This window comes from Paraburkholderia terricola (genome assembly GCF_900142195.1).
GTDB lineage: Bacteria > Pseudomonadota > Gammaproteobacteria > Burkholderiales > Burkholderiaceae > Paraburkholderia > Paraburkholderia terricola.
This window is the reverse complement of sequence record NZ_FRAB01000011.1, coordinates 132,214-151,751: the sequence shown is the minus strand read 5'-3', so window position 1 is coordinate 151,751 and position 19,538 is coordinate 132,214. Positions and strand designations below refer to the sequence as shown.

Below are 19,538 nucleotides of genomic sequence, written 5' to 3'. Positions count from 1 at the left end.
CGCAAAACAACGGCGCACGTCAGTACGGCGATATCCACGGATGCAAATGGCTGATACGCGCGCCTTGGCCGCGCACCCATTCGAGTGCGTACTGGCTCGTGCCGGTGCGCGATTCCTCGACGCCGCGCGTGCTGTTGCGCACGCCGTGGCCGATGGTTCGGCCGTGATGGCACAGCGCGTCGATGCGCCCGCCCGGATAGCCTTGCGCAATCTGCTCGAAGGCTCCACGGTCTTGCGCAAGCAGCGCCGAGCGGGGCTGTTCGATCTCGTGACGCGCGACTTCGGCAATGACACGCAGCACCCCGGCGCGTGAAACGAAGGTGCCCGTGCGCATCACCTTGTTCATCCGCGTGTGCATCTGTTCGGTTGTCTGCCCGACGTGCACCTTGACCACGCGTTCAAGCGCGCCGCGTGAGATCACCTGCAATAGCGCCGGCTCGCGTGTGGCTTTGTCCCAGAGTCGACCGATGCGGTTTTCGAGCTGTTCGCTCTGATTGCTCCGGGCAGCGCGCTCGCGTATTTGTGTCTTGCTTCCTTCGCGCAGATGCTTCAGTGTCTGGTGGTGAGCCGACAGTTGCTGACCGATATCCTCCACTTCATCGGATACGGTCATATGGCGTGCGCTGAGCTTTGCGTAATGCTCGAACTCTTTCTTGTGCTGCTCCGCGTATTGAAGTATTTCGCCTTGCAGACGCCCGATGCGGATTTCCAACTGATCGATATCGACACGGCTCGGACCTGCTCCAACCGTATCGAGCTCATCTGTCTTCGGCTTCGGCGCGCCTTCGCGCGTGAGCCTGTTGCGCTCGGCGTTCACTTCGTTGATCTTGTCTTTGTAGTAGGCGTCGAGCCGGGGCGCCACGCGCTGGCCCAGCGCTTCAATGTCGTCGATGTCGATGATCCCGGCGAAGCGTTTCTCCACCGCCTCGATCATGGCCTGAAACGCCGGGCGATTCGCGGTGAGCGCGGCGGTCACTCTCTCGACCTGCTCCGCCGCGAGCGCGATGTCCGGACCGATCAGGCGCAACTCACCGAACGTCACGCCGGGCGATTGACGTTGCACCGCGGCCTGGAGGTTCTGCTGCGCGTTCCTGAACGAGCGAAGTACCTCGCGTGTCGCGATTTGCGCGGGTGTCACGCCCAGCCAGCGGCGAAACCCATTCATGTAGTCCATTGTCTTGCCTTGCCGCCGCGCAACCGTCGCCACGCGCAAGCAACGGGCGAAGTCCTCCACCAGTAAAGCCTCGACGACGGGATACAACGGCTTGAGCCGCGGATGCAACACGAGCGCCATGAACGCCTGCAACGCTTGTTCCGCGTCGACTTGCGGTTGCGCAGCACCGCTTTGCGCGATGCGATCGAGCGCGGTGGCGAAAGACTCCTCGAACTGGCGCTCGAGATCCACCGGACGGCGCGACCTTCGGCCTTGCGCGGGCTGCAGAGCGTGCAGCCATTCGGTGACCTTGCCCGCAAGTTCGGGACTCACGGTATCGATCATTTCGAAGGCGCCGACGTCCGCCAATGCGCGCAGCGCGTCGCGGCTCGCGACGGCTTGCACTTCATGCGCCGCCTTGCCGCGGCTGCTCTTCAGGAGTTGGGCCTGTTGTCCCAATGCGGCGATGCGTTGCTCGTGCGCGGCGCGCAGCTCGGCGCGGCTCGTGGCGACTGGCGACGGACGAGGTGCGGTGGGCGCGTCGGCGGTACGGGCTTCATGCAATTGTTCGAGGCGGCTCGACTTTTCCTCGAGTGACGCGTTCAGTTTTTCGACGGCCGCACGCGCGTGTTCGCACTGTTTGCCGAGCGTGTCGACCGTGCGCCGCGCAATGTCGCGGCGGGCTTCGAGCCGCGTGATGGCCTGCTGCACGTCGGCTTGCGACATCTCGGGCGCATCGGGCGCATCGGCCGCATCGGCCTGAGGCGGCGCCTTCAAAGCGAGCAATTGAGCCTCGGCTTCGCGGATTTCGTTGGCGAGTGCCAGCACCGCGTCGATATCGCGTTGCCTCGCCGCGAGCACGGTCGCACGGCTCGCAGGCTCCGGCGCTTGCTGCGCGAGGGGCGTCGCGTCGATCGAGGACGATGACGACGCGCCTTCAGCCGCCGGCGCACGCGCCGGCAAGCCGGCGATGAGCGGGTTTGCGCCGGCGCGCAAGCCGCGTCCCCGTGGCGTGGGCTGCCGCGCGCCGGGTTGTGCTCCGCTCGTCGCGGCTTCTTGCTCCGGCACTTCGTGAGGTCGTTGCGGTGATCGAATCGGCTGAACCATATGCATCCTTTCGTCGGGCGGCGGCTCACCGATGCTGCCGCCCGAAAGCAGAGATATCCGCGACGCATGAGCCTATGACGCGCCCATTGTGATGGCCGGCATTCCGCAAGCAACGAAGAGGCGGCGAACAGGCGGCGACGGTGGCGAACCGCCGAGCGAGCATCGGGCGGCATCTTTGCCGACAGCGCAGCCGTACCGCGTCCGCACCAGCACCGAATAACGAACTGCGCACTGGAACTGTCCGCGGCCAATGCGAACGGCATGCCCCGGAATCCAAGGTTTACCTGCGCTGCATGGCCAAGCCGTGAACTGTCACAGGTACAGTTGGCTGTCTGTAGTCGCTAACTGTACCTTTCAAAAGGGTACAAACCACCTATTATTCGCGCATCCACTTCCGGCAGAACGAGAGCACCAGGAGAACGAAGATGATCGCGTATCCGACCCATCCATGTGACGCGCTGTTGGAATCATTCGAGCGGGATCGCGCCAGTTCGGCTCGCCTTCCGCGAAGTCTGCCGGTGCGGGTATGGGGCGTGTGCGCGGTACTGTTGGTGGCCGGCATGGGCGTCTATTGCGTGCGTCTGGAGGAAGTGTCCGCGTGGCCGGTGCGGGCGAGCATTGCTCTGCCGCTCATCGTGATGACTGTTCTCGCGATGAGCGTTGCCACTCTGGCGAGCCTGAAGGTGTCCGAGCTTCTGGACTGTCTGAAGCAGCTCACCGCCGCAATCGAGGCGGAGGATGGCGAGGGTACAGGGGCGGCGCTATCCGAACACGGTCCGCGGGCCGTTGCGGATCTGGCTCGCGCGATCAACCGCTCCGCACGTCATCGCGCGGGGCGACAGGCGGAATTGCTTCAGGTGCTCGCCGCCTACGCGCACGATCAGCGCACACCGCTGACACGGATGGGCATGCGCTGCGAACTGCTCGACGACCCGGCGGCGCGGGAAGCCTTGCAACGCGATCTCGCGGAGTTGGCCGAACTGGTCGAGGCCAGCCTCTCCTGCGCGCGCATGCAGTGCAGCGCTGGAGAAAAGACCCAGCGCGTCGACGCGGACGATCTGCTGGGCGCACTGATCGGCGACTACCAGGACGCGGGCCGCACGGTTGCGCTGGAGGGACGCGTGGGGCGTCCGGTCGTCACCTGCCCGCATGCGTTGCGCCGTGTGCTCATGAATCTGATCGACAACGCGCTGCGCTACGGCGGCGACGCGCGCCTGTGCGTCCGGGTCGAAGCGCGCCGGCTGGTGCTGGCCGTGGTGGACTCGGGACCCGGTATCGTCCCCGCGCAGATGGATGCGGTGTTCGCGCCGTGGTACAGGTCGCCGGAGACCGCCGCGCGTGCGCCGGGTTCGGGATTGGGGCTGGCTATCGCACGGCGTCTGACGCTGGCGATGCGCGGCGAGCTTCAACTGGAAAACCGGCGCACGGGAGGTCTCGAAGCGCGGCTCACCTTGCCGCTGGTCGCCGCCTGAGTGCGCTCGCTTCAATTCTTTTTATCCTGCTTTGTCACGCGATACGTTTCGATACGCCGCGGACATACACGAGATACATGACCCACTTCTAATGGCTACATGGCGTCGGTTTAGCCAGATCGACAACGGCTCCGCGCATTCTCAGCAATATCGATCGGAACAGATAAGGGAGCTTAAACATGAGTGGCAGCAAAACCTGGTTCATCACCGGCTGCTCAGGCGGCTTGGGTCGTCAGCTTGCCGAGGCCGTACTCGCTAGCGGTCATACGCTGGTGGCAACGGCGAGGGACGTGGCGCGTCTGAATAGTCTGGTGGACGCATATGGCGATCGGGTTCGCGTGATTCCATTGGATGTCACCGATCCCGCCGCGGCGCGCGGTGCTCTTAATGTCGCCGTGGAGCAATTCGGCCGCCTCGACGTGCTGGTGAACAACGCGGGCTACGCCGATCTTGCGTCGATAGAAGATGTCAGCGACAAGGCGCTGCGCGACCAGATGGAGGTCAACTTCTTCGGCGTGTGCAATGTCAGCCGCGCGGCGCTGCCGATCATGCGCCAGCAACGAGCCGGCCACATCATGCAGATCTCCTCGGTCGGCGGACGAGTGGCGGGTCCCGGACTCGCCGCCTATCAGGCAGCCAAATGGGCAGTGGGCGGTTTCTCCGAAGTGCTGGCCAAAGAGGTGCGCGATTTCGGCATCAAGGTAACGATCGTCGAGCCGGGTTCGATGCGAACCCAGTGGGCCGGTTCGTCGATGAACATTGCGCCGATCAGCGACGCGTACAAGCCGGTCATCGAACCGGTTGCCGCACGGCTGCGCCGCATCGACGGAAATCAGCCCGGCGATCCTGCGCGGATTGCCCGGGTGCTGCTCGACATTGCCGGCTCGCCGACGGCGCCCTTGCGATTGCTGATGGGCAGCGACGCCGTCGCGGCTGCCGGCGAAGCGGCAAGATTCCGCGCGGAAGAGGACGCCCAATGGCGTGAAGTGAGCGAATCGGTTGCGTATCCGCCGGTTCACGCTGAATGAAGCTGGCCGGATGATTTGCTGGTGGCAATGGTGTACTGGAACTCGAACGACTTTTTCTCATACCTCGAATAAAGGATCATGAAATCATGAAACTCAGACTACTCGCCATGAGCAGCGGCCTTGCTATCGCTGTCGCGGCTTTCGCGTACACGCCGGCATTCGCGGCGGACGCGGCGGCTGCCGCATCGGATACCACCGTTGCGGCCGGCACGCAGGCAACGCCGACCAGGAAGTCGGTTCGCGCGGCCAATCGCGCATTTTCCAAAACGGTCCAGAAGGCTATTTTCAAAACCGCGGGTCTGCAGGACACGACGATCGCCGTTTTCGGCAATGCGAAAACCGGGCACGTGACGCTGGCCGGTCAGATCTCAAGCGAGGATCAGGACGCGCTGGCTGTGGATGCCGCCAGGAAAGTGCAGGGCGTTAGCTCGGTTAGCAGCAAACTGACGTTGCGCGAGCAAGGCGGCGGTTAAACGGTAGCCGCGGCGGTAGCGGCGTCACCGATACGCGATATCCGCAACTGCAATTGCGGATATCGCGTTGCGCCGTTTACGGCGCCACCGCACGCAGAGCGTTGACGAATCGTTCGTCGGCGAGATAGCTGACGTTGAATCTGCAATATGCCGACACCTGATCCGATGCCGGCGAAAAAACGGCGCCGGGCGCGAGGATCACGCCCCGTTCGAGCATGGCCTTCGCGAGCTTCATCGAGTCGGGCCATTCGGGCAAGGACGCCCACAAGTACATGCTTTGCTCGCTTTCCTTGAAGATCTCCGCGCCCAGTTTCTTCAATGAATTCTTCGCGCTCGCTGTCGCGCGCCGCAGCTTTTCCTGAAGCTGATTCGTGTGCCGCAGGAAATGACCGTCGCTGACGATAGCGGCCAGGGTTCGCTCGCTGTATTCGGAACTGCTCACGTGAATCAGCATTTTCACGTCGGCAAGATCGCTCGCGAGTGCCGCATTGCATGCCAGAAAGCCGACGCGCAACGCGGCGGAGACCGACTTCGAAAAGCTGCCGATGTAAATGGTGCGGCGTAACTGGTCGAGTGTGGCGATGCGCGTCAATGCGCGCGGTTTCAGATCGGCGAACGCGTCGTTCTCCACAATCACGGTGTCGTGCATTTCGGCGAGTTGCAGAATGCGATATGCCTTTGCCGCGCTCGTATCCGTGGCCGTGGGATTGTGTCCCACCGATTGCGTGAAGAACAGCTTCGGCCGATATTCGATCATGCAGCGCTCGAGCTCGGCGAGGTTGGGGCCGTCGACTTCGCGCGGCACGCCGATGATGTTGGCGCCGCTCAATTTCAGTTTGCCGAAGAGCGGGTAGTAACCGGGATCGTCCACCAGCACCGCGTCGCCAGGCCGCACGAAGTAGCGCAATACGAGGTCCATTGCCTGATTCGCGCCATGAGTGAGGACGATCTGCGAAGGCGGGGCCTCGATTTCGTATCCCGACAATTTCTGTTGCAACGACTGGCGCAGCGGCAGATAGCCGTAGCGGCTCCCGTATCGAAAGAGCGACGCGACGCCGGTGCGTACCACCCGTTGATGGTACTGATCGAGACGGGTCGCTTCCAGCCATTCGATAGGCGGGAAGCCTTCGCCAAGATTGAGCACCTCGGGCTTGACCTGCAATTGTTCGCGCATCAGCCAGACGGTATCCATCGCCCGGTCGAGCACGCCTGTTTCATCGGCCTCGGTGGCGGCCTTCACTCGCCGCGCGACATAGAAGCCCGAGCCGCGACGCGGTTCTATCAAGCCCCTAGCCGTGAGCATTTCGAATGCGCTGATGACGGTGTTCTTGGAGCACCCCGATGCGTCGGCATATTCCCTGATCGAGGGTAGCTTGGCGCCGGTGGGAATAACGCCTTCTTCAATCTGTTTGGCGAGATTGTCTGCGATGGAACCGGATAGGCTGACATTGGCGCGCAGGCTCATCGTCGCTCCGCGGGAAATGGAAAGTGTTATGGGTATGGCGCTGGAACTGTAAGCTCAAACTGTACCTTTAAAAGGGGTACGGTCTGCCTATTATTGATCCTTTAATTCATGGTCGCAAGCGCGAATCAATTCAGCGACCGTCACCGGAGGACAATTAATGGCAATCGATTCGACGCTTCCGAATTTCCGCTCACTCAGTCCCGAAGAACGTCTTGCGCAGGTCTGCAAGGCGGCCGGTCTCGACGCTTCGCAGCACGCGCAATTGGCCGGGCCGGGTGCGCTCTCGCTCGAAACGGCCAACGGAATGATCGAAAACGTCATCGGCACTTTCCAGTTGCCCATGGCGGTAGCCGGCTATTTCCGGATCAACGGAAAAGACGTGATCGTGCCGATGGTGGTCGAGGAACCTTCCATCGTCGCCGCTGCTTCATTCATGGCGAAGCTCGCGCGAGTGGGCGGCGGCTTCCATACCTCGAGTACGGGACCACTGATGCGCGCACAGGTACAGGTGGTCGGCATAAGTGACCCGCATGGCGCGCGACTCGCGATTCTCCAACGCAAGAACGAACTGATCGGCCTCGCGAATAGCCGCGACAAAGTACTGCTCGGTTTGGGCGGCGGCTGTCGCGACATCGAGGTACAGGTCTTTCCGGATACGCCGCGAGGCCCGATGATCGTCGCGCATCTGATTGTCGACGTGCGCGATGCGATGGGCGCCAACACGGTCAACACGATGGCGGAGTCGGTCGCCGAGCGCGTCGAGATCATCACCGGCGGCAAGGTGCGCTTGCGCATTCTCTCCAATCTCGCCGACTTGCGACTCGCGCGCGCCTATGTGCGGTATTCGCCGGACACGCTCGCCACGAAAGAGTATTCAGGCGAAGAAGTCATCGACGGCGTGATCGAAGCGTATCTGCTGGCCGCCATCGACCCCTATCGCGCGGCGACGCATAACAAAGGCATCATGAACGGCATCGATCCGGTGATCGTCGCGACCGGGAACGACTGGCGCGCGGTGGAAGCGGGGGCTCACGCCTATGCGGCCCGGAGCGGCCGTTATTCATCGCTCACGATATGGGAGAAAGCGGAGAACGGCGATCTCGTCGGGACGATCGAGATGCCGATGGCGGTCGGGCTGGTTGGCGGTGCAACGAAGACGCATCCGCTCGCGCGTCTCGCGCTCAGGATAATGGACGTCGACTCCGCGCAGGAACTCGCGGAGATTGCGGTCGCCGTCGGCCTGGCCCAAAACATGGGAGCCCTGCGTGCACTGGCGACCGAGGGCATTCAACGCGGTCATATGACATTGCATGCGCGCAATATCGCCTTGGGCGCGGGCGCGACGGGTGGGGATGTTGACTGGCTAGTCCAGAAAATGATAACTTCAATGGACTTTCGCACCGACTTCGCAAAAGAAGTACTCAACGGTCCACGCGATGCATGACATTTTCGACGGCTCGATTTGCCGGCGTCCGCAATGGGCGGTCTCCGGCAAGCGGGCGCGGCCAACGCATGGGTCGCGTTCGTCACCCATCACGATTTCCGATGGTGTTGTATTCAGCAGGAACCGGAGAGCAATGTAGCGAAGTGTTTGTCCGTCTCCGCGAAGAATGCGTACGCTTTGAATAAACACTTCGATCAGGAGAGAGACAATTGGAACAACCCAGTGCCAGTGCAACGCCGGCCGCGAGAGACGGTTCCGGCATTCGCGCGCGCGCCGACGCATCGGCTTTCGTGCTCGCCGAAGTATGGGGCGACACGGTCGACCTCCGGCATCTGGCGTGGTCCGTGGTACTGGGTGTAGCCCTGAGTGTCGCGGCGTTCGAGGCCGGTCAAGCGGTGTTGTCCTCGGCTGCGCGCGATCCGGCAATCGTGCGTGCCTATGCCATGCTGATCGGACTCGGCGGATGCGTGGCGGCGGGCGCGCTCAGTGCCGTTTTCTTCCCGCCAAAGCGCGTCGTGATCGAACACACGGTCGACGAATCGGACCGGCTGCGGGTGCTCGATCAACTCGGTGAAGAATGCGGCGGCATCGGATCGCTCTCCGATCTTCCGGCTAGCGCCGTGGCCGAATTGAGGGAGCTGGGGCTGTACGATCCGTTTGCCGCCTACGAGGCTTCCCGAGTAGCCGGGCACGAGGGGAAGCGCTGATGGACTCGCTGCTTCACGCGCTACCCGTGGCTCTCGCAATGGGACTGATAGGCGCCGTCGTGTTCGCCGCGATCGGCCTCGTCTCAGGCACCGACGAAACCACGACCATCGCGCCGCTGACCTTGCTCGTGGCCTTGCTCGGCGTGCCGCCGGCCGGGGTATTCACATTTTTCATGTCGGGCGCGATAGCCAAGCATATGACGCACGCCATTCCCACCGCGTTGCTGGGCATTCCGGGCGACACGATGGCTGCGCCGCTTCTGCAGCAAGCCGCGATGCTGCGCTCGCTGGGCGTGCCGCATATCGCCTTGCGCAAGATGATATCCGGCGCGATCGTGGCGGCCCTGGTCGCGGTGCCTTTCGCCGTGCTGTTCGCGGTCATGCTCGCGCCCTTCGGCGGGGTGATCGCGAGCGCCGCGCCGTGGGTGTTCCTGTTCGCGGCAGTGTGCATCGCCTATTGTTCGATGGGTCGATGGGCTTCGGTGCTGTTGCTGATTCCGTTTGTCTTGCTGATCGTCGGGCTTCAGGCGCTGACGCGCAGTCATGGGGTCAACCTGAGCGTGAGCTATTTTCTCGGCATTGCCATTGGTCCCTTGATTACCGACCTGTTCTCGATACTCTCGCCGGCGGAAAGGCGGCGCATGCGTCGCGATAGCATGTCGAGATTCGCGCTGGCACCGGACCTCAAGGGTTGGCGCGGGTACTTTCCCAATCCGCTCAAGGTGCTCGACCGGCAGCAGATTGCCTATACCGTGGCGACGGCAGCAGTGTCGAGTGCAACGTTTGTTTTCAGCCCGGTCGCAATGACGGTGCTCATGGGCGAAGTCGTCGGCGCGCGAATCCGGCACGCGTACCAGCGTCTGACCACCGTCATCGCCGTGCGGAACGGCGTGACCGAAGCCACTTATATTGCCGAGGCGCTGATTCCGCTCATCGCGTTCGGCTTGCCGCTCAGCCCGGTGGCGGCGGGGCCCGCCGCGCCGCTCTTCAATGCGCCTCCGCGCTTTACTGTGAATGAAGCAACCGGACACATCGACAACCTGCATACGCTGATGTCGACGTGGCAGTTTCTGGTGTTCGGCTTGCTGTCGGTTCTTCTGGCGGCATTGATCGCTTATCCGCTCGCCACGAACCATGCGCACCGCGCGGCTTCCTTCGTCGCGCGCAAGCTGAGTCATGAGGCGATAATCGCGACGTTTTCCGGCCTGATCGCGGTGATCGGTCTCTGGGAAGGACAGTTGCTCGGGCTTGCCGTGATTCTCACCGTCGGCCTTTTTGGCGGATTGCTCGCCCGGCTGTTTGCGTTTAATACCGGCGTCCAGTTCATGGGCTATTACGCCGCCGTGCTAAGCGTGCCGGCGATCAGCAAGCTGTTCTGACGCGCACGCCTCACGCCGCTGGCGGAGGCGCTTCGTGCGCGTTCATCGGTTCGATTCGATACCGCTGCGAAATCAGCCTTGTTTTCTGTCGAGGCCGAGCAAGCCGCGGATCTTGCCTTCCGTTTCCGCATAGCGGCCCTCGCCGAAATGGCTGTACACCAGTTTGCCGTTCTGGTCGAACAGATACAGCGCGGGCCAGTATTGATTGCCGTACGCATCCCATGTCGCGTACTGGTTGTCCTGCGCGACCGGGTACTCGATGCCGAAGCGTTTCACCGCATTCTTCAGATTGCCGGTGTCGCGCTCGAACGAGTATTCGGGCGTATGCACGCCGACGACCACCAGTCCCTTGTCGTGATAGCGGGCGTACCAGTCCTTGACGTGCGGGAGCGTGTGCGCGCAGTTGATGCAATCGAATGTCCAGAAGTCGACGAGCACGACCTTGCCGCGCAATTGCGCCTTGTCGAGCGGCGCACTGTTGATCCAGGTGCCAATGCCCGTGAAAGCCGGCGCGGACGCTCCGGTTTGCAGCGAGGACGTCTGGCCGGTCGCGCCGCCGGTATAGGCGAAGCCGGCGAGCAAGGCTGCGCCGGCCACGCCCGCGACGATGGCGGCCATCTTGAGACGATCGAACATGAAGAATCTCCAATGAGTCAGTACCTGAGCGTATTGGAGCGCATGGAAGTATCTGGCTTGTGTCTGCCGCGGGCCGGTGTGAAATTCTTCGTGTCGCCAGCGCGGGCAGATACGTTCGGATACAACGAGGACGGCGGCCCGCGGCCGGATGGCGGCGCTTTGTATCGCCATGTATCGCGGGCCGCAATCGATACATTGCGTTGCGCGTTGCCCGTTTGCTGAAATCCTCCTGATACATGAGAGCGGTGGAATACGGCTCATGGCCCGTTACGCCGTTTCACGCGGCGTTCGATGCCGGTCCGTCCAATTGCCTACTGTCTGGATACCGATCTCATGTTACTCATCGTCATCGCATTCCTCGCGGGCGTGTTCACTATCCTGAGCCCCTGCATTCTGCCCGTCGTGCCGTTCGTGTTCGCACGCTCCGACCGGCCGTTCGTGACGGACCGCCTGCCTCTTCTTGTCGGCCTCGCGGGCACCTTTGCGCTGGTGACCGGGCTCGGCACGGCCGGTCTGAGCGGCGCGGCGCAACTGAGCGAGTACGGGCGCTGGATATCGCTCGCACTTTTCGCGGTATTCGGCGCGGCGCTGCTGTTCCCGGAGATTGCGTCGCGCCTGTCGCGCCCGCTCTCCGGTCTCGCCGACCGCTTCGTCGCGAGTTCGCAAGGCCAGGGCGCGACGCGCCGGATCGGCTCGGCGGTGTTGCTCGGCGCGGCGACTGGCCTGCTGTGGGCGCCGTGCGCGGGACCCATTCTCGGCCTGATCCTGACCGGCGCCGCGCTGCATGGCGCGAGCTGGCAAACCGGGGCGGCGCTCGCCGCCTACGCCGGCGGCGCAGCGTGCTCGCTGGCGGTCGTGTCCGGGTTGGGCAAGCGCTCGCTGGATCTGCTCAAGCGTTCTTTCGGCCTCGGCGAGGGATTGCGCCGTGCAATGGGCGCACTGGTGCTGCTCACCGTGGGAGCGATCGCGCTGGGCATCGACACGCGGATTCTCGCGTACGTTCCGTCGGCTCCGACCAACGCTATCGAGAGCAGGCTGGTCAATCTGCTCGCAACGAAGAAGCCGGTGCCCGCAGCCGCGCAAGCGGACCGCATCGTGCGCGTGTCGAGTACGTCGAACGTGTCGACGCCTGCCGCTCTGCCCGTGCAGGGCCGCCTGCCCTCGCTCGACGGCGCGACCTCATGGCTGAACAGCGCGCCGCTTTCGAGCGACGCGTTGCGCGGCAAGGTTGTCGTGGTCAACTTCTGGACCTACTCGTGCATCAACTGTTTGCGGACCTTGCCGTATCTGAAGACATGGGCGCAGCGCTATCAAGACGACGGCCTCGTCGTGATCGGCGTGCATACGCCGGAGTTCGGCTTCGAGCACGACGCGGGCAACGTCGAACGCGCCCTGGGCGACCTGAACATCCACTACCCGGTGGCGATCGATAACGGCTACCGCATCTGGCAGGCGTTCGGCAACCAGTACTGGCCGGCGTTTTATATCGTCGATGCGCAGGGCCGCATCCGCTATCACCACTTCGGCGAAGGCGGCTATGACGAAGCGGAACAGGCCATCCGGCAACTGCTGGCCGACCACGGCGGTTCGCTGCTCGCTGCGGCCCGGCAGCCGGTGCAAGCAACCGGCGCGCAAGCCGCCGCGGACCCGGCGGATGTCGGCTCGGGCGAGACCTACGTGGGTTACCGGGAGGCGCAGGGCTTCGCATCGCCACAGCGCGTGAAGCGCGATGCCGCGTTCGCCTATACGCTGCCCGCGCAACTGCCGCTCAACAACTGGGGGCTGGCGGGCGAGTGGAACATCGGCGCGGAGTCCGCCGTGCCGACCGCGCGGCAAGGGCGCATCGCTTATCGCTTCCATGCGCGCGACCTGCACCTGGTGCTGGCGCCGACCGCGGATGGCAAGCCCGTGCGCTTCCGTATCACCGTCGACGGAGCGGCGCCCGGCGCGGCGCACGGTGCGGATGTCGCCAGCGACGGTACGGGTGTGGTGACGAGCGCGCGTCTGTATCAGCTCGTGCGTCAGTCGGGTCCGGTGAATGACCGCACGTTCCAGATCGAATTTCTCGATCCAGGCGTGAAGGTGTTCAGCTTCACATTCGGTTGATCATGCGGCAGCCTGGCAATCGAGGTGCCGCGATGGAATAAACCGATACGCTCGATTGTTATACGAGGCTCGATCCGCGCTTTCGCGACACGGGACTGTCTATTTAAATGAGAGCAATCAACATGAATTCGTTTTTTTCGTCCGTGCTCAGGCCGCTCCACGCCGCTTGTCTGATCGCCGGCGTATGGGGTCTTCAGGCGCATGCCGAAGTGAAAATCGGCGTAACCGTGTCGGCTACAGGGCCGGCTGCGTCGCTCGGCATTGCGCAGAAGAACACGATCGCCTTACTGCCAAAAGAAATCGACGGGCAGAAGATCGACTACATCGTGCTGGACGACGCTTCCGATCCTACCCTCGCGGTCAAGAACACCCGCAAGCTCACTAGCGAGGATCACGTCGACGCATTGATCGGCTCGACCATCGTGCCCAATTCGCTGGCGATGATCGACGTCGCGGCGCGGAGTGAGACGCCGATGATCGCATTGGCCGCCGCTGCATCGATCGTCGAGCCGATGGATGCGAAGCGTGCGTGGGTCTTCAAAACCCCGCAGAACGACGCGCTCATGGCCGGCGCGATCGTGCAGAACATGGTGGCGCATCACGTAAAGACCGTGGGCTTCATTGGTTTTGCGGATGCGTATGGCGAAAGCTGGCTCACTGAATTCAGAAAGGACGCTGAAAAGGCCAACATCAAGCTTGTCGCAAGCGAGCGCTTCGCGCGCAACGACACGTCGGTAACGGGACAGGTGCTGAAGATCGTCTCGCAGAACCCGGACGCCGTGCTGATCGCCGCGGCCGGCACACCCGCCGCGCTGCCGCAGAAGACGCTGAAAGAGCGCGGCTATAAAGGCGTCTATTACCAGACGCACGGCATCGCCAATAACGATTTCCTGCGGGTTTGCGGCAAGGATTGCGACGGCACGTTGCTGCCGGCCGGCCCGCTGCTTGTCTCCGATCAACTGTCGGATTCGAATCCCGTGAAGCGCAGCGCGCTTGCCTACCGGCAGGCATATGACACGGCATACGGCGCCAACACGGTATCGACGTTCGGCGGCAACGCATGGGACGCGGGCTTGCTGCTGCAACATGCCATACCGCAGGCGCTGAAAAAAGGCCAACCCGGTAGCGAGGCATTCCGCGAGGCGCTGCGCTCGGCGCTTGAAAACACCACCGATCTCCATACATCGCAGGGCGTCGTGAATATGACCGCGGCCGATCATTCCGGCCTCGACGAGCGAGCCCGCGTGATGGTGCGGATCGTTGGCGGCGCGTGGCGGCTCGCTGCGAACTGACGCCCGATGATCTATGTGCACGGCTCGGCGGGCAGACCGCTTCGGCGCGACGCTACGCCAATGGCAGCGTCACCGTGATGATGGTCGATCCGCACAGACGTTCGGCCAGATCGAGATGAATCGGCCGTTCTCTCCACCAGCGGGCCAGTCCTTTCTGCGTGCGATGTCCGACTACGACGATGTCCGAATTGAAGCTCGCCGCATGCCGGGAAACCGCGTCGACGGTTCGTCCGAAAACGATGTGCCCATGCGCGGTAATGCCGTTGTCGGCCAGCTTGCAGATCGCGGTTCCCAGGGTATGGCGGGCGAGTTCCTCCAGGCGACTATAGGCAAGCTCGCCGAGCATGCCCGCGGAATGCGCGTTCGCGCTGACCGAATCGACGACCGACACGACCTCGACCCGTGCCGACAACGCCAGGGATAGCTCCGAACAGCGTGTCAACGCGGCTTGCGCTTCTTCTGTTCCGTCGTACACGAGTAGCATTTTCGAAAAGGGTGACATGTTCTGTGTCTATTGCAGGTTGGGGCCGAGATCTGGCCGGAGCCCGATTTTTTGCCGGTGCTTTTTTCGCCGGCGCAAAGCGCGCGGTGGCTGACACAAAACACGTGATCCAATGGATTTATTCCCGACTGACCGAAGCCCCGCCGCAGAGCCCGCCCGCCATGAATGCCACCGCGAGCCACGGCGCCGCGGTGCGAAGGCGCGAGCGGTTCGAACGCACGGTGTGCGCCTGTGCGAGTTCGTCGATCTTGCGCGCAAGGCTATCCCGAACCGGCGGCAATGCCTGATGTTGAAACGCGCGTTGATACGGCAGCACCGACGCTTCGAGCAACGCAACGCGTTCCGCAATATCAGCCGATGTACTCATCGCCTTTTCGACTTCCTCGCGCTCCAGCGACGTAAGCTCGCCATCCACATAGGCCATGAGCACGATGTCGTCCATTTTCATGCCCCTTGGTCCTCGCTATCCGCCGCGCTTTTTTTGATCGCTGAACAGGGCGCCGATGGCCTGGCGAGCCCGCGACAGCCGGCTCATGATCGTGCCGATCGGCACGTCGAGCGCTTCGGCCGCCTCGTTGTAGCTGAGTCCCTCCACGCCCACCAGCAGCATCACCACGCGCTGCGCGTCGGGCAATTGCTGCACCGCCTTGACGATCTGCCCATGCATGGCCTGCTGTTCCGGCGTCCGCGCAGCCGGATCGGCGACGGTTTCGAGGAAGTCGTCGTCCCAATCGCTGCCCGAGCGGCTACGCACGCTACGCGCGCGCAATTCGTTGATCCAGGTGGACTGCACGATCGAGAACATCCAGCTAAGCGGCGCGGTGCCGGGTTGCAATTGATGTGCGCGTTCGAGCGCGCGCACGCAGGCGCGTTGCACGAGATCTTCAGCGTCGTGACGGTCGCCCGAAATGCGCAGCGCAAACGCCCAAAGACGCGGGAGCATCGACGGAAGCATGGCGGACAGGTCGGCTGCGGTCATCGACGTTGGCCCTCGTCCGATGCACGGCAGCCGGCGTTCATCGGCCCTGCGGAGATACGCCTGTCCATGAGGCGAAAGCACCGCTGTCGGCTTGATTCATGTTGCGGGCCCGGCGTCGGCTTCGAGCTTCGACGCATTGGGACTGGTTGCAATATCGGGTGAGTGTCCATGAGTTCAGACGAGTGGGGCGCGCTATCCTGCCTGGCCGCGAGTGCCGCGTTCCTATTCGCCGCGCTCAGGCGTGAGCGAGGAAGGGATAGGTGAACAAGCCGAACTGAAGCAGGTTCAGTCCGAAGTGCGTGAGCATCGCGGATTGCAACCCGCCGGCGCGATAGGCCAACCCGTAGCCGATGCCGGACAGGCCTGCCAGCAGAACCAGTTGAGCGCCGCCCTGATAGTGCGCGAGACCGAATAGAACCGCGCCGGCGACGAGCCCGAACCACTGGGCATGGCGTCGCGACTTCATCAGGCGGGTTATGCCTTCCTGGATATAGCCACGGAAAAAAGCTTCTTCGGCAAAGGCAACCAGCAGCAAATTGTTGAGTGCCCACAGCCACGCAAGATGCTGCCACTTCGGCGCCCACGCAACCGATCCGGCGTAAAACGCGATGGAGAGGCAGACAGCGGAAGTGACGGCGCAGGCAACAATCGCCGACATCGCCATAACGGAAAGTGGTTTCCTCGACTGCACCCACGGATAGGTCAGAAGCAGCCAGAATCCGATCAGCGGCTTGTCAAAGTTGAGGTACATCGTATAAGGCGCGGCATCCGGCGTGAAACGTGCGGCGTCGATGACTTTCAGGTTATGAAAGCCCGGCAGCCCATGTTGAAACAGACCGATTGCAACGACGACAAAAACGGCGTTGCAGAGCAACCTGCCGACCGGCGATGGATTGCGCCGCAGCAGAACGCCCGTGCCAACCAGAAGCGCGAGAGGAATAACCGCGAGTACCTGCAACTGTCCCAAGGCGAAGGCGAGTCCGTAGCCGATTGCCAGAAGAACCATCGTCAGTGAGCGAGGCGCTTGAAAAACCGCCGCGAAAGCGGCAAGAAACACGGCAATCCACGGCAATGCGGCCATTTGAAAAAACGTCCCGAGATTGATTAAGCGCTATTGATCGATCCGCGCCGTGTTGCCATGCGGCAAGACGGTCGTGCGATGGTAGCCGACTCCTTCATGAACCGGAGCGCTCACTCCAGCGCCGGTCGCGGCGATCGCCGCGACCGGCTGCCGGCCTAGCGCAGCGTGCGGAATGCCGCGCGCACTTCGGTGGCGAACAACTGCGGCTCTTCCCACGCCGCGAAGTGTCCGCCCTTGTTGACCTCGTTGAAATAGATGAGGTTGTGATACGCGCGCTCCGTCCAACTGCGCGGCGCCTGATAGATCTCTCCGGGGAAGATCGTCACGGCAGCCGGCATGGAGATGTCCACGGCATTGAAGTTGTTGGAATGATCTTCCCAATAGATTTGCGCCGCGGAGGTAGCGCTGTCCGTCAGCCAGTAGAGCGAGATGTCGTCCAGAATCTCGTCGCGCGTGAGTGAGCGTTCCGGTACGCCGCCGCTATAAGTCCATTGCGAAATCTTGTCGTACATCCATGCGGCCTGGCCCACGGGCGAATCGGCGAGCGCGTAGCCGACGGTCTGTGGCCGCGTCACCATCATTGCGGAATAGCCGCAATTGTCGCGATAGAAGACGTTCAGCGAGTCATAGGCGGCCTTCTCTTTCGGCGACAGATTGCGCGGCGCGGGTTCTCCGAGAGCCAGCAAGGTCGCGATATCCGGTGGCACGGTCGCGGGCATGTTCACATGAATGCCGATCAGCCCTTTCACCTTCTGCATGGCCATGCGGTGCGAAATCACCGAGCCGCAATCGCCGCCTTGCGAGACGAAGCGCGTATAGCCGAGCCGCGCCATCAGTTCGCCCCATGCGCGCGCGATATGGTTCGAGTCCCAGCCGGTGGTCTTCGGCTGTTCGGTGAAACCGAAGCCGGGTAGCGACGGCACGACGATATGAAACGCGTCGTCGGCGCTTCCGCCGTAGGCAGTGGGATCGGTCAGCGGCGCAATGACCTTGATCAGTTCGAAAATCGAGCCGGGCCAGCCGTGCGTCATGATCAGCGGCAGAGCATGCTCATGACGGGAACGCACGTGAATGAACTGCACGTCGAGGCCGTCGATTTGCGTCATGAACATCGGCAGCGCGTTCAGTTTCGCTTCGCCCTTGCGCCAATCGTAGTCGGTGCCCCAATACTTCGCGAGCGCCTGCATTCTGGCGAGCCGCACGCCTTGCGACTCATCGTTGACGGTCTCCTTGCCGGGCCAGCGCGTGGCCGCGATACGGCGGCGCAAATCGACGAGGTCGGCTTCGGGCACGTTGACCTTGAACGGGCGGATCGTGCTGTCGCCGGTGGCGGCGAACAAGGAGCCCGGAATCAGTCCCATCGCGCCGACTGCGACCGAAGCGGCGAGAACGTGACGTCGAGTTGGAGAAAACGGTGTTGATGACATGTTTGAAATCCTGGCGCTATGAAGGAGCCGGCGCACCGATCGCGACGCGCCGTGATGTTCACGAGGAGAGCGCCCCACTGCCGGGCTTGCCGATGGTCCGGCCGGCGTGGAGCGCTAGTCAGGCAACAGACGAATCGGCCGACCGTGACGAACGACCGGCGATCGACGATCAGTGATGCGCATACGACGAGAGCGACGCGTCGGGCCCGATGCGCGCACCCGATTGCGACGTGGTGTCGTGCATGCCGCCATAAGATTGCGCGGCGGCATCCGCACTGGCCATCGACTCGGCCTGTTCGGCGCGGACGGTCAGCGCGCTTTGGCCGCGCTGCGACGCAGGTGCGCCGACGAGCGGATCGTAGTGAGGGGCGGGACCGTAGCCGCTGCTGGCGAAAGCGGGGGAGACGATTGCAGCGCCGGCGGAGAGAACCGCGGCGAGAACGAGACGCTTGATCATGATGAAACCTCCACGAATCGAATCGAAAGAGAAGTGCTTGGTGATGGGATCGGACAAGGTTGAAAAGACACTGCCCGATCGTGAATGAATCCCCCTGACGGGGCGCGACTCAACTGCCTTGATAGAGCTTGTTGAGCGCCGCGAGTTGTCCGTCTTTCTCGGCGCGCACCAGTTCCTGACGAACCTCCGCACGCGTCTTTATTTTTTGAGCGCTCTGAACCGGCGCCCATTGATGAACTTGTTGAACGTCGTTCGCGCCGGCATTCACGTCGACGGAATTAGCCGCATAAGCGGAGGCGGTCGTGGCGAAAGCGGCAAAAGCGGCAAAAGCCAAAACGATCATCGATACTTTCATGTCATTCTCCTGAAGCAAATCAAGTGGGAAGATCCGCCCGGGCATCTGGGAAGCGGCGGCATGCGGTGATGTCTGCTTGCGCCTTGATCAGATTCCGTCGTTGGATGCATTAGAACCAGGCGACGTATCTGGCTTGTGTCGTGAGAACGGGCTATTGCAATGCTGTGTATCGCTCGGAACGTCGTACACATTGAGAAACAAATCGGGCGATTGCCGAGGGGCGAATAGATCGGGAATAGATATTCGGCGGCGCGTTGAACGAAGTCCGAACGGCCGCGTTTGTATCCCAATGTATCTGAGCACCGGCGCGTTACATAACGTTGCACCGGCGCGCATTGCGGACATAAGCCAGATACGTCCGCCGGGTTTAATTCATCCATGCCAGTTGATCTGGCCTGGCTAACCCGAAACGCAAACGGGCGTTTGCGTGAAAAGAACTTCTTTTGAGGCGGACATCATGAAAGTCATTCAATCG

At 62.6% G+C, this 19,538-nt stretch carries 19 protein-coding genes; 9 read left to right on the top strand and 10 right to left on the bottom strand.

The window, feature by feature from the left end; translation table 11 throughout:
• Positions 1–19: 19 nt before the first annotated feature.
• Complete coding sequence (locus tag BUE39_RS12425) at positions 20–2,221, bottom strand: coiled-coil domain-containing protein (RefSeq protein WP_090518755.1); 2,202 nt, start codon at positions 2,219–2,221, stop codon at positions 20–22.
• A gap of 464 nt (positions 2,222–2,685) precedes the next feature.
• Here BUE39_RS12425 and BUE39_RS12420 point away from each other — a divergent pair, with 464 nt between their 5' ends.
• From BUE39_RS12420 to BUE39_RS12410, 3 genes are all read left to right on the top strand, one after another.
• Positions 2,686–3,732: a sensor histidine kinase gene (locus BUE39_RS12420; protein ID WP_073428955.1), complete on the top strand. Its 1,047-nt coding sequence runs from the start codon at positions 2,686–2,688 to the stop codon at positions 3,730–3,732.
• Positions 3,733–3,911: 179 nt separating this feature from the next.
• On the top strand, positions 3,912–4,760 hold the full coding sequence (locus BUE39_RS12415; protein WP_073428954.1) for an oxidoreductase: 849 nt from the start codon (positions 3,912–3,914) through the stop codon (positions 4,758–4,760).
• An 86-nt stretch (positions 4,761–4,846) separates the two neighbouring features.
• The gene (locus tag BUE39_RS12410; RefSeq protein ID WP_083081529.1) at positions 4,847–5,233 is read left to right on the top strand and encodes a BON domain-containing protein; all 387 of its coding nucleotides are present in this window, start codon (positions 4,847–4,849) and stop codon (positions 5,231–5,233) included.
• A 76-nt stretch (positions 5,234–5,309) separates the two neighbouring features.
• On the opposite strand, the gene BUE39_RS12405 is transcribed toward BUE39_RS12410, so the two are convergent.
• A complete protein-coding gene (locus tag BUE39_RS12405; RefSeq protein WP_073428952.1) occupies positions 5,310–6,698 on the bottom strand; it encodes an aminotransferase-like domain-containing protein in 1,389 nt (462 codons plus the stop codon).
• Between the two features lie 157 nt (positions 6,699–6,855).
• On the opposite strand from BUE39_RS12405, the gene BUE39_RS12400 reads away from it, so the two are divergent.
• The 3 genes from BUE39_RS12400 (at position 6,856) to BUE39_RS12390 (ending at position 10,228) form a co-directional block, all read left to right on the top strand.
• Positions 6,856–8,142 (top strand): hydroxymethylglutaryl-CoA reductase, degradative, encoded by a 1,287-nt coding sequence (locus BUE39_RS12400; RefSeq protein ID WP_073428951.1) that lies wholly within the window; start codon positions 6,856–6,858, stop codon positions 8,140–8,142.
• Between the two features lie 209 nt (positions 8,143–8,351).
• Positions 8,352–8,849: a hypothetical protein gene (locus BUE39_RS12395; RefSeq protein ID WP_083081525.1), complete on the top strand. Its 498-nt coding sequence runs from the start codon at positions 8,352–8,354 to the stop codon at positions 8,847–8,849.
• Positions 8,849–10,228 (top strand): tripartite tricarboxylate transporter permease, encoded by a 1,380-nt coding sequence (locus BUE39_RS12390; protein ID WP_073428950.1) that lies wholly within the window; start codon positions 8,849–8,851, stop codon positions 10,226–10,228. The genes BUE39_RS12395 and BUE39_RS12390 overlap by 1 nt, the downstream gene beginning before the upstream one ends.
• Positions 10,229–10,300: 72 nt before the next feature.
• Here the strand turns inward: BUE39_RS12390 and BUE39_RS12385 are convergent, their stop codons facing one another.
• Complete coding sequence (locus BUE39_RS12385) at positions 10,301–10,864, bottom strand: thioredoxin family protein (protein ID WP_073428949.1); 564 nt, start codon at positions 10,862–10,864, stop codon at positions 10,301–10,303.
• A 12-nt stretch (positions 10,865–10,876) separates the two neighbouring features.
• Between BUE39_RS12385 and BUE39_RS34145 the strand changes: the two genes are divergently transcribed.
• The 3 genes from BUE39_RS34145 (at position 10,877) to BUE39_RS12375 (ending at position 14,262) form a co-directional block, all read left to right on the top strand.
• A complete protein-coding gene (locus BUE39_RS34145; protein ID WP_143031929.1) occupies positions 10,877–11,086 on the top strand; it encodes a hypothetical protein in 210 nt (69 codons plus the stop codon).
• A gap of 111 nt (positions 11,087–11,197) precedes the next feature.
• Positions 11,198–12,970 (top strand): cytochrome c biogenesis protein DipZ, encoded by a 1,773-nt coding sequence (locus tag BUE39_RS12380; protein WP_073429006.1) that lies wholly within the window; start codon positions 11,198–11,200, stop codon positions 12,968–12,970.
• A 122-nt stretch (positions 12,971–13,092) separates the two neighbouring features.
• The gene (locus BUE39_RS12375) at positions 13,093–14,262 is read left to right on the top strand and encodes an ABC transporter substrate-binding protein (protein WP_073428948.1); all 1,170 of its coding nucleotides are present in this window, start codon (positions 13,093–13,095) and stop codon (positions 14,260–14,262) included.
• A gap of 52 nt (positions 14,263–14,314) precedes the next feature.
• On the opposite strand, the gene BUE39_RS12370 is transcribed toward BUE39_RS12375, so the two are convergent.
• From BUE39_RS12370 to BUE39_RS12340, 7 genes are all read right to left on the bottom strand, one after another.
• Positions 14,315–14,764, bottom strand: a complete 450-nt coding sequence (locus BUE39_RS12370; protein WP_073428947.1) for a universal stress protein — start codon at positions 14,762–14,764, stop codon at positions 14,315–14,317.
• A 118-nt stretch (positions 14,765–14,882) separates the two neighbouring features.
• Positions 14,883–15,212, bottom strand: a complete 330-nt coding sequence (locus tag BUE39_RS12365) for an anti-sigma factor family protein (RefSeq protein ID WP_090518754.1) — start codon at positions 15,210–15,212, stop codon at positions 14,883–14,885.
• A 15-nt stretch (positions 15,213–15,227) separates the two neighbouring features.
• Positions 15,228–15,743 carry an RNA polymerase sigma factor gene (locus BUE39_RS12360; protein ID WP_073428945.1) on the bottom strand — a complete coding sequence of 172 codons (516 nt, stop codon included), beginning with the start codon at positions 15,741–15,743 and terminating at the stop codon, positions 15,228–15,230.
• Between the two features lie 235 nt (positions 15,744–15,978).
• Entirely contained in the window at positions 15,979–16,824 is an 846-nt protein-coding gene (locus BUE39_RS12355; protein ID WP_073428944.1) for a CPBP family intramembrane glutamic endopeptidase, read from the bottom strand.
• 155 nt (positions 16,825–16,979) lie between these two features.
• Positions 16,980–18,251: an epoxide hydrolase family protein gene (locus tag BUE39_RS12350; protein ID WP_073428943.1), complete on the bottom strand. Its 1,272-nt coding sequence runs from the start codon at positions 18,249–18,251 to the stop codon at positions 16,980–16,982.
• Between the two features lie 169 nt (positions 18,252–18,420).
• On the bottom strand, positions 18,421–18,708 hold the full coding sequence (locus BUE39_RS12345; RefSeq protein ID WP_073429005.1) for a hypothetical protein: 288 nt from the start codon (positions 18,706–18,708) through the stop codon (positions 18,421–18,423).
• 109 nt (positions 18,709–18,817) lie between these two features.
• A complete protein-coding gene (locus BUE39_RS12340) occupies positions 18,818–19,063 on the bottom strand; it encodes a DUF4148 domain-containing protein (RefSeq protein WP_073428942.1) in 246 nt (81 codons plus the stop codon).
• Positions 19,064–19,538: the final 475 nt, after the last annotated feature.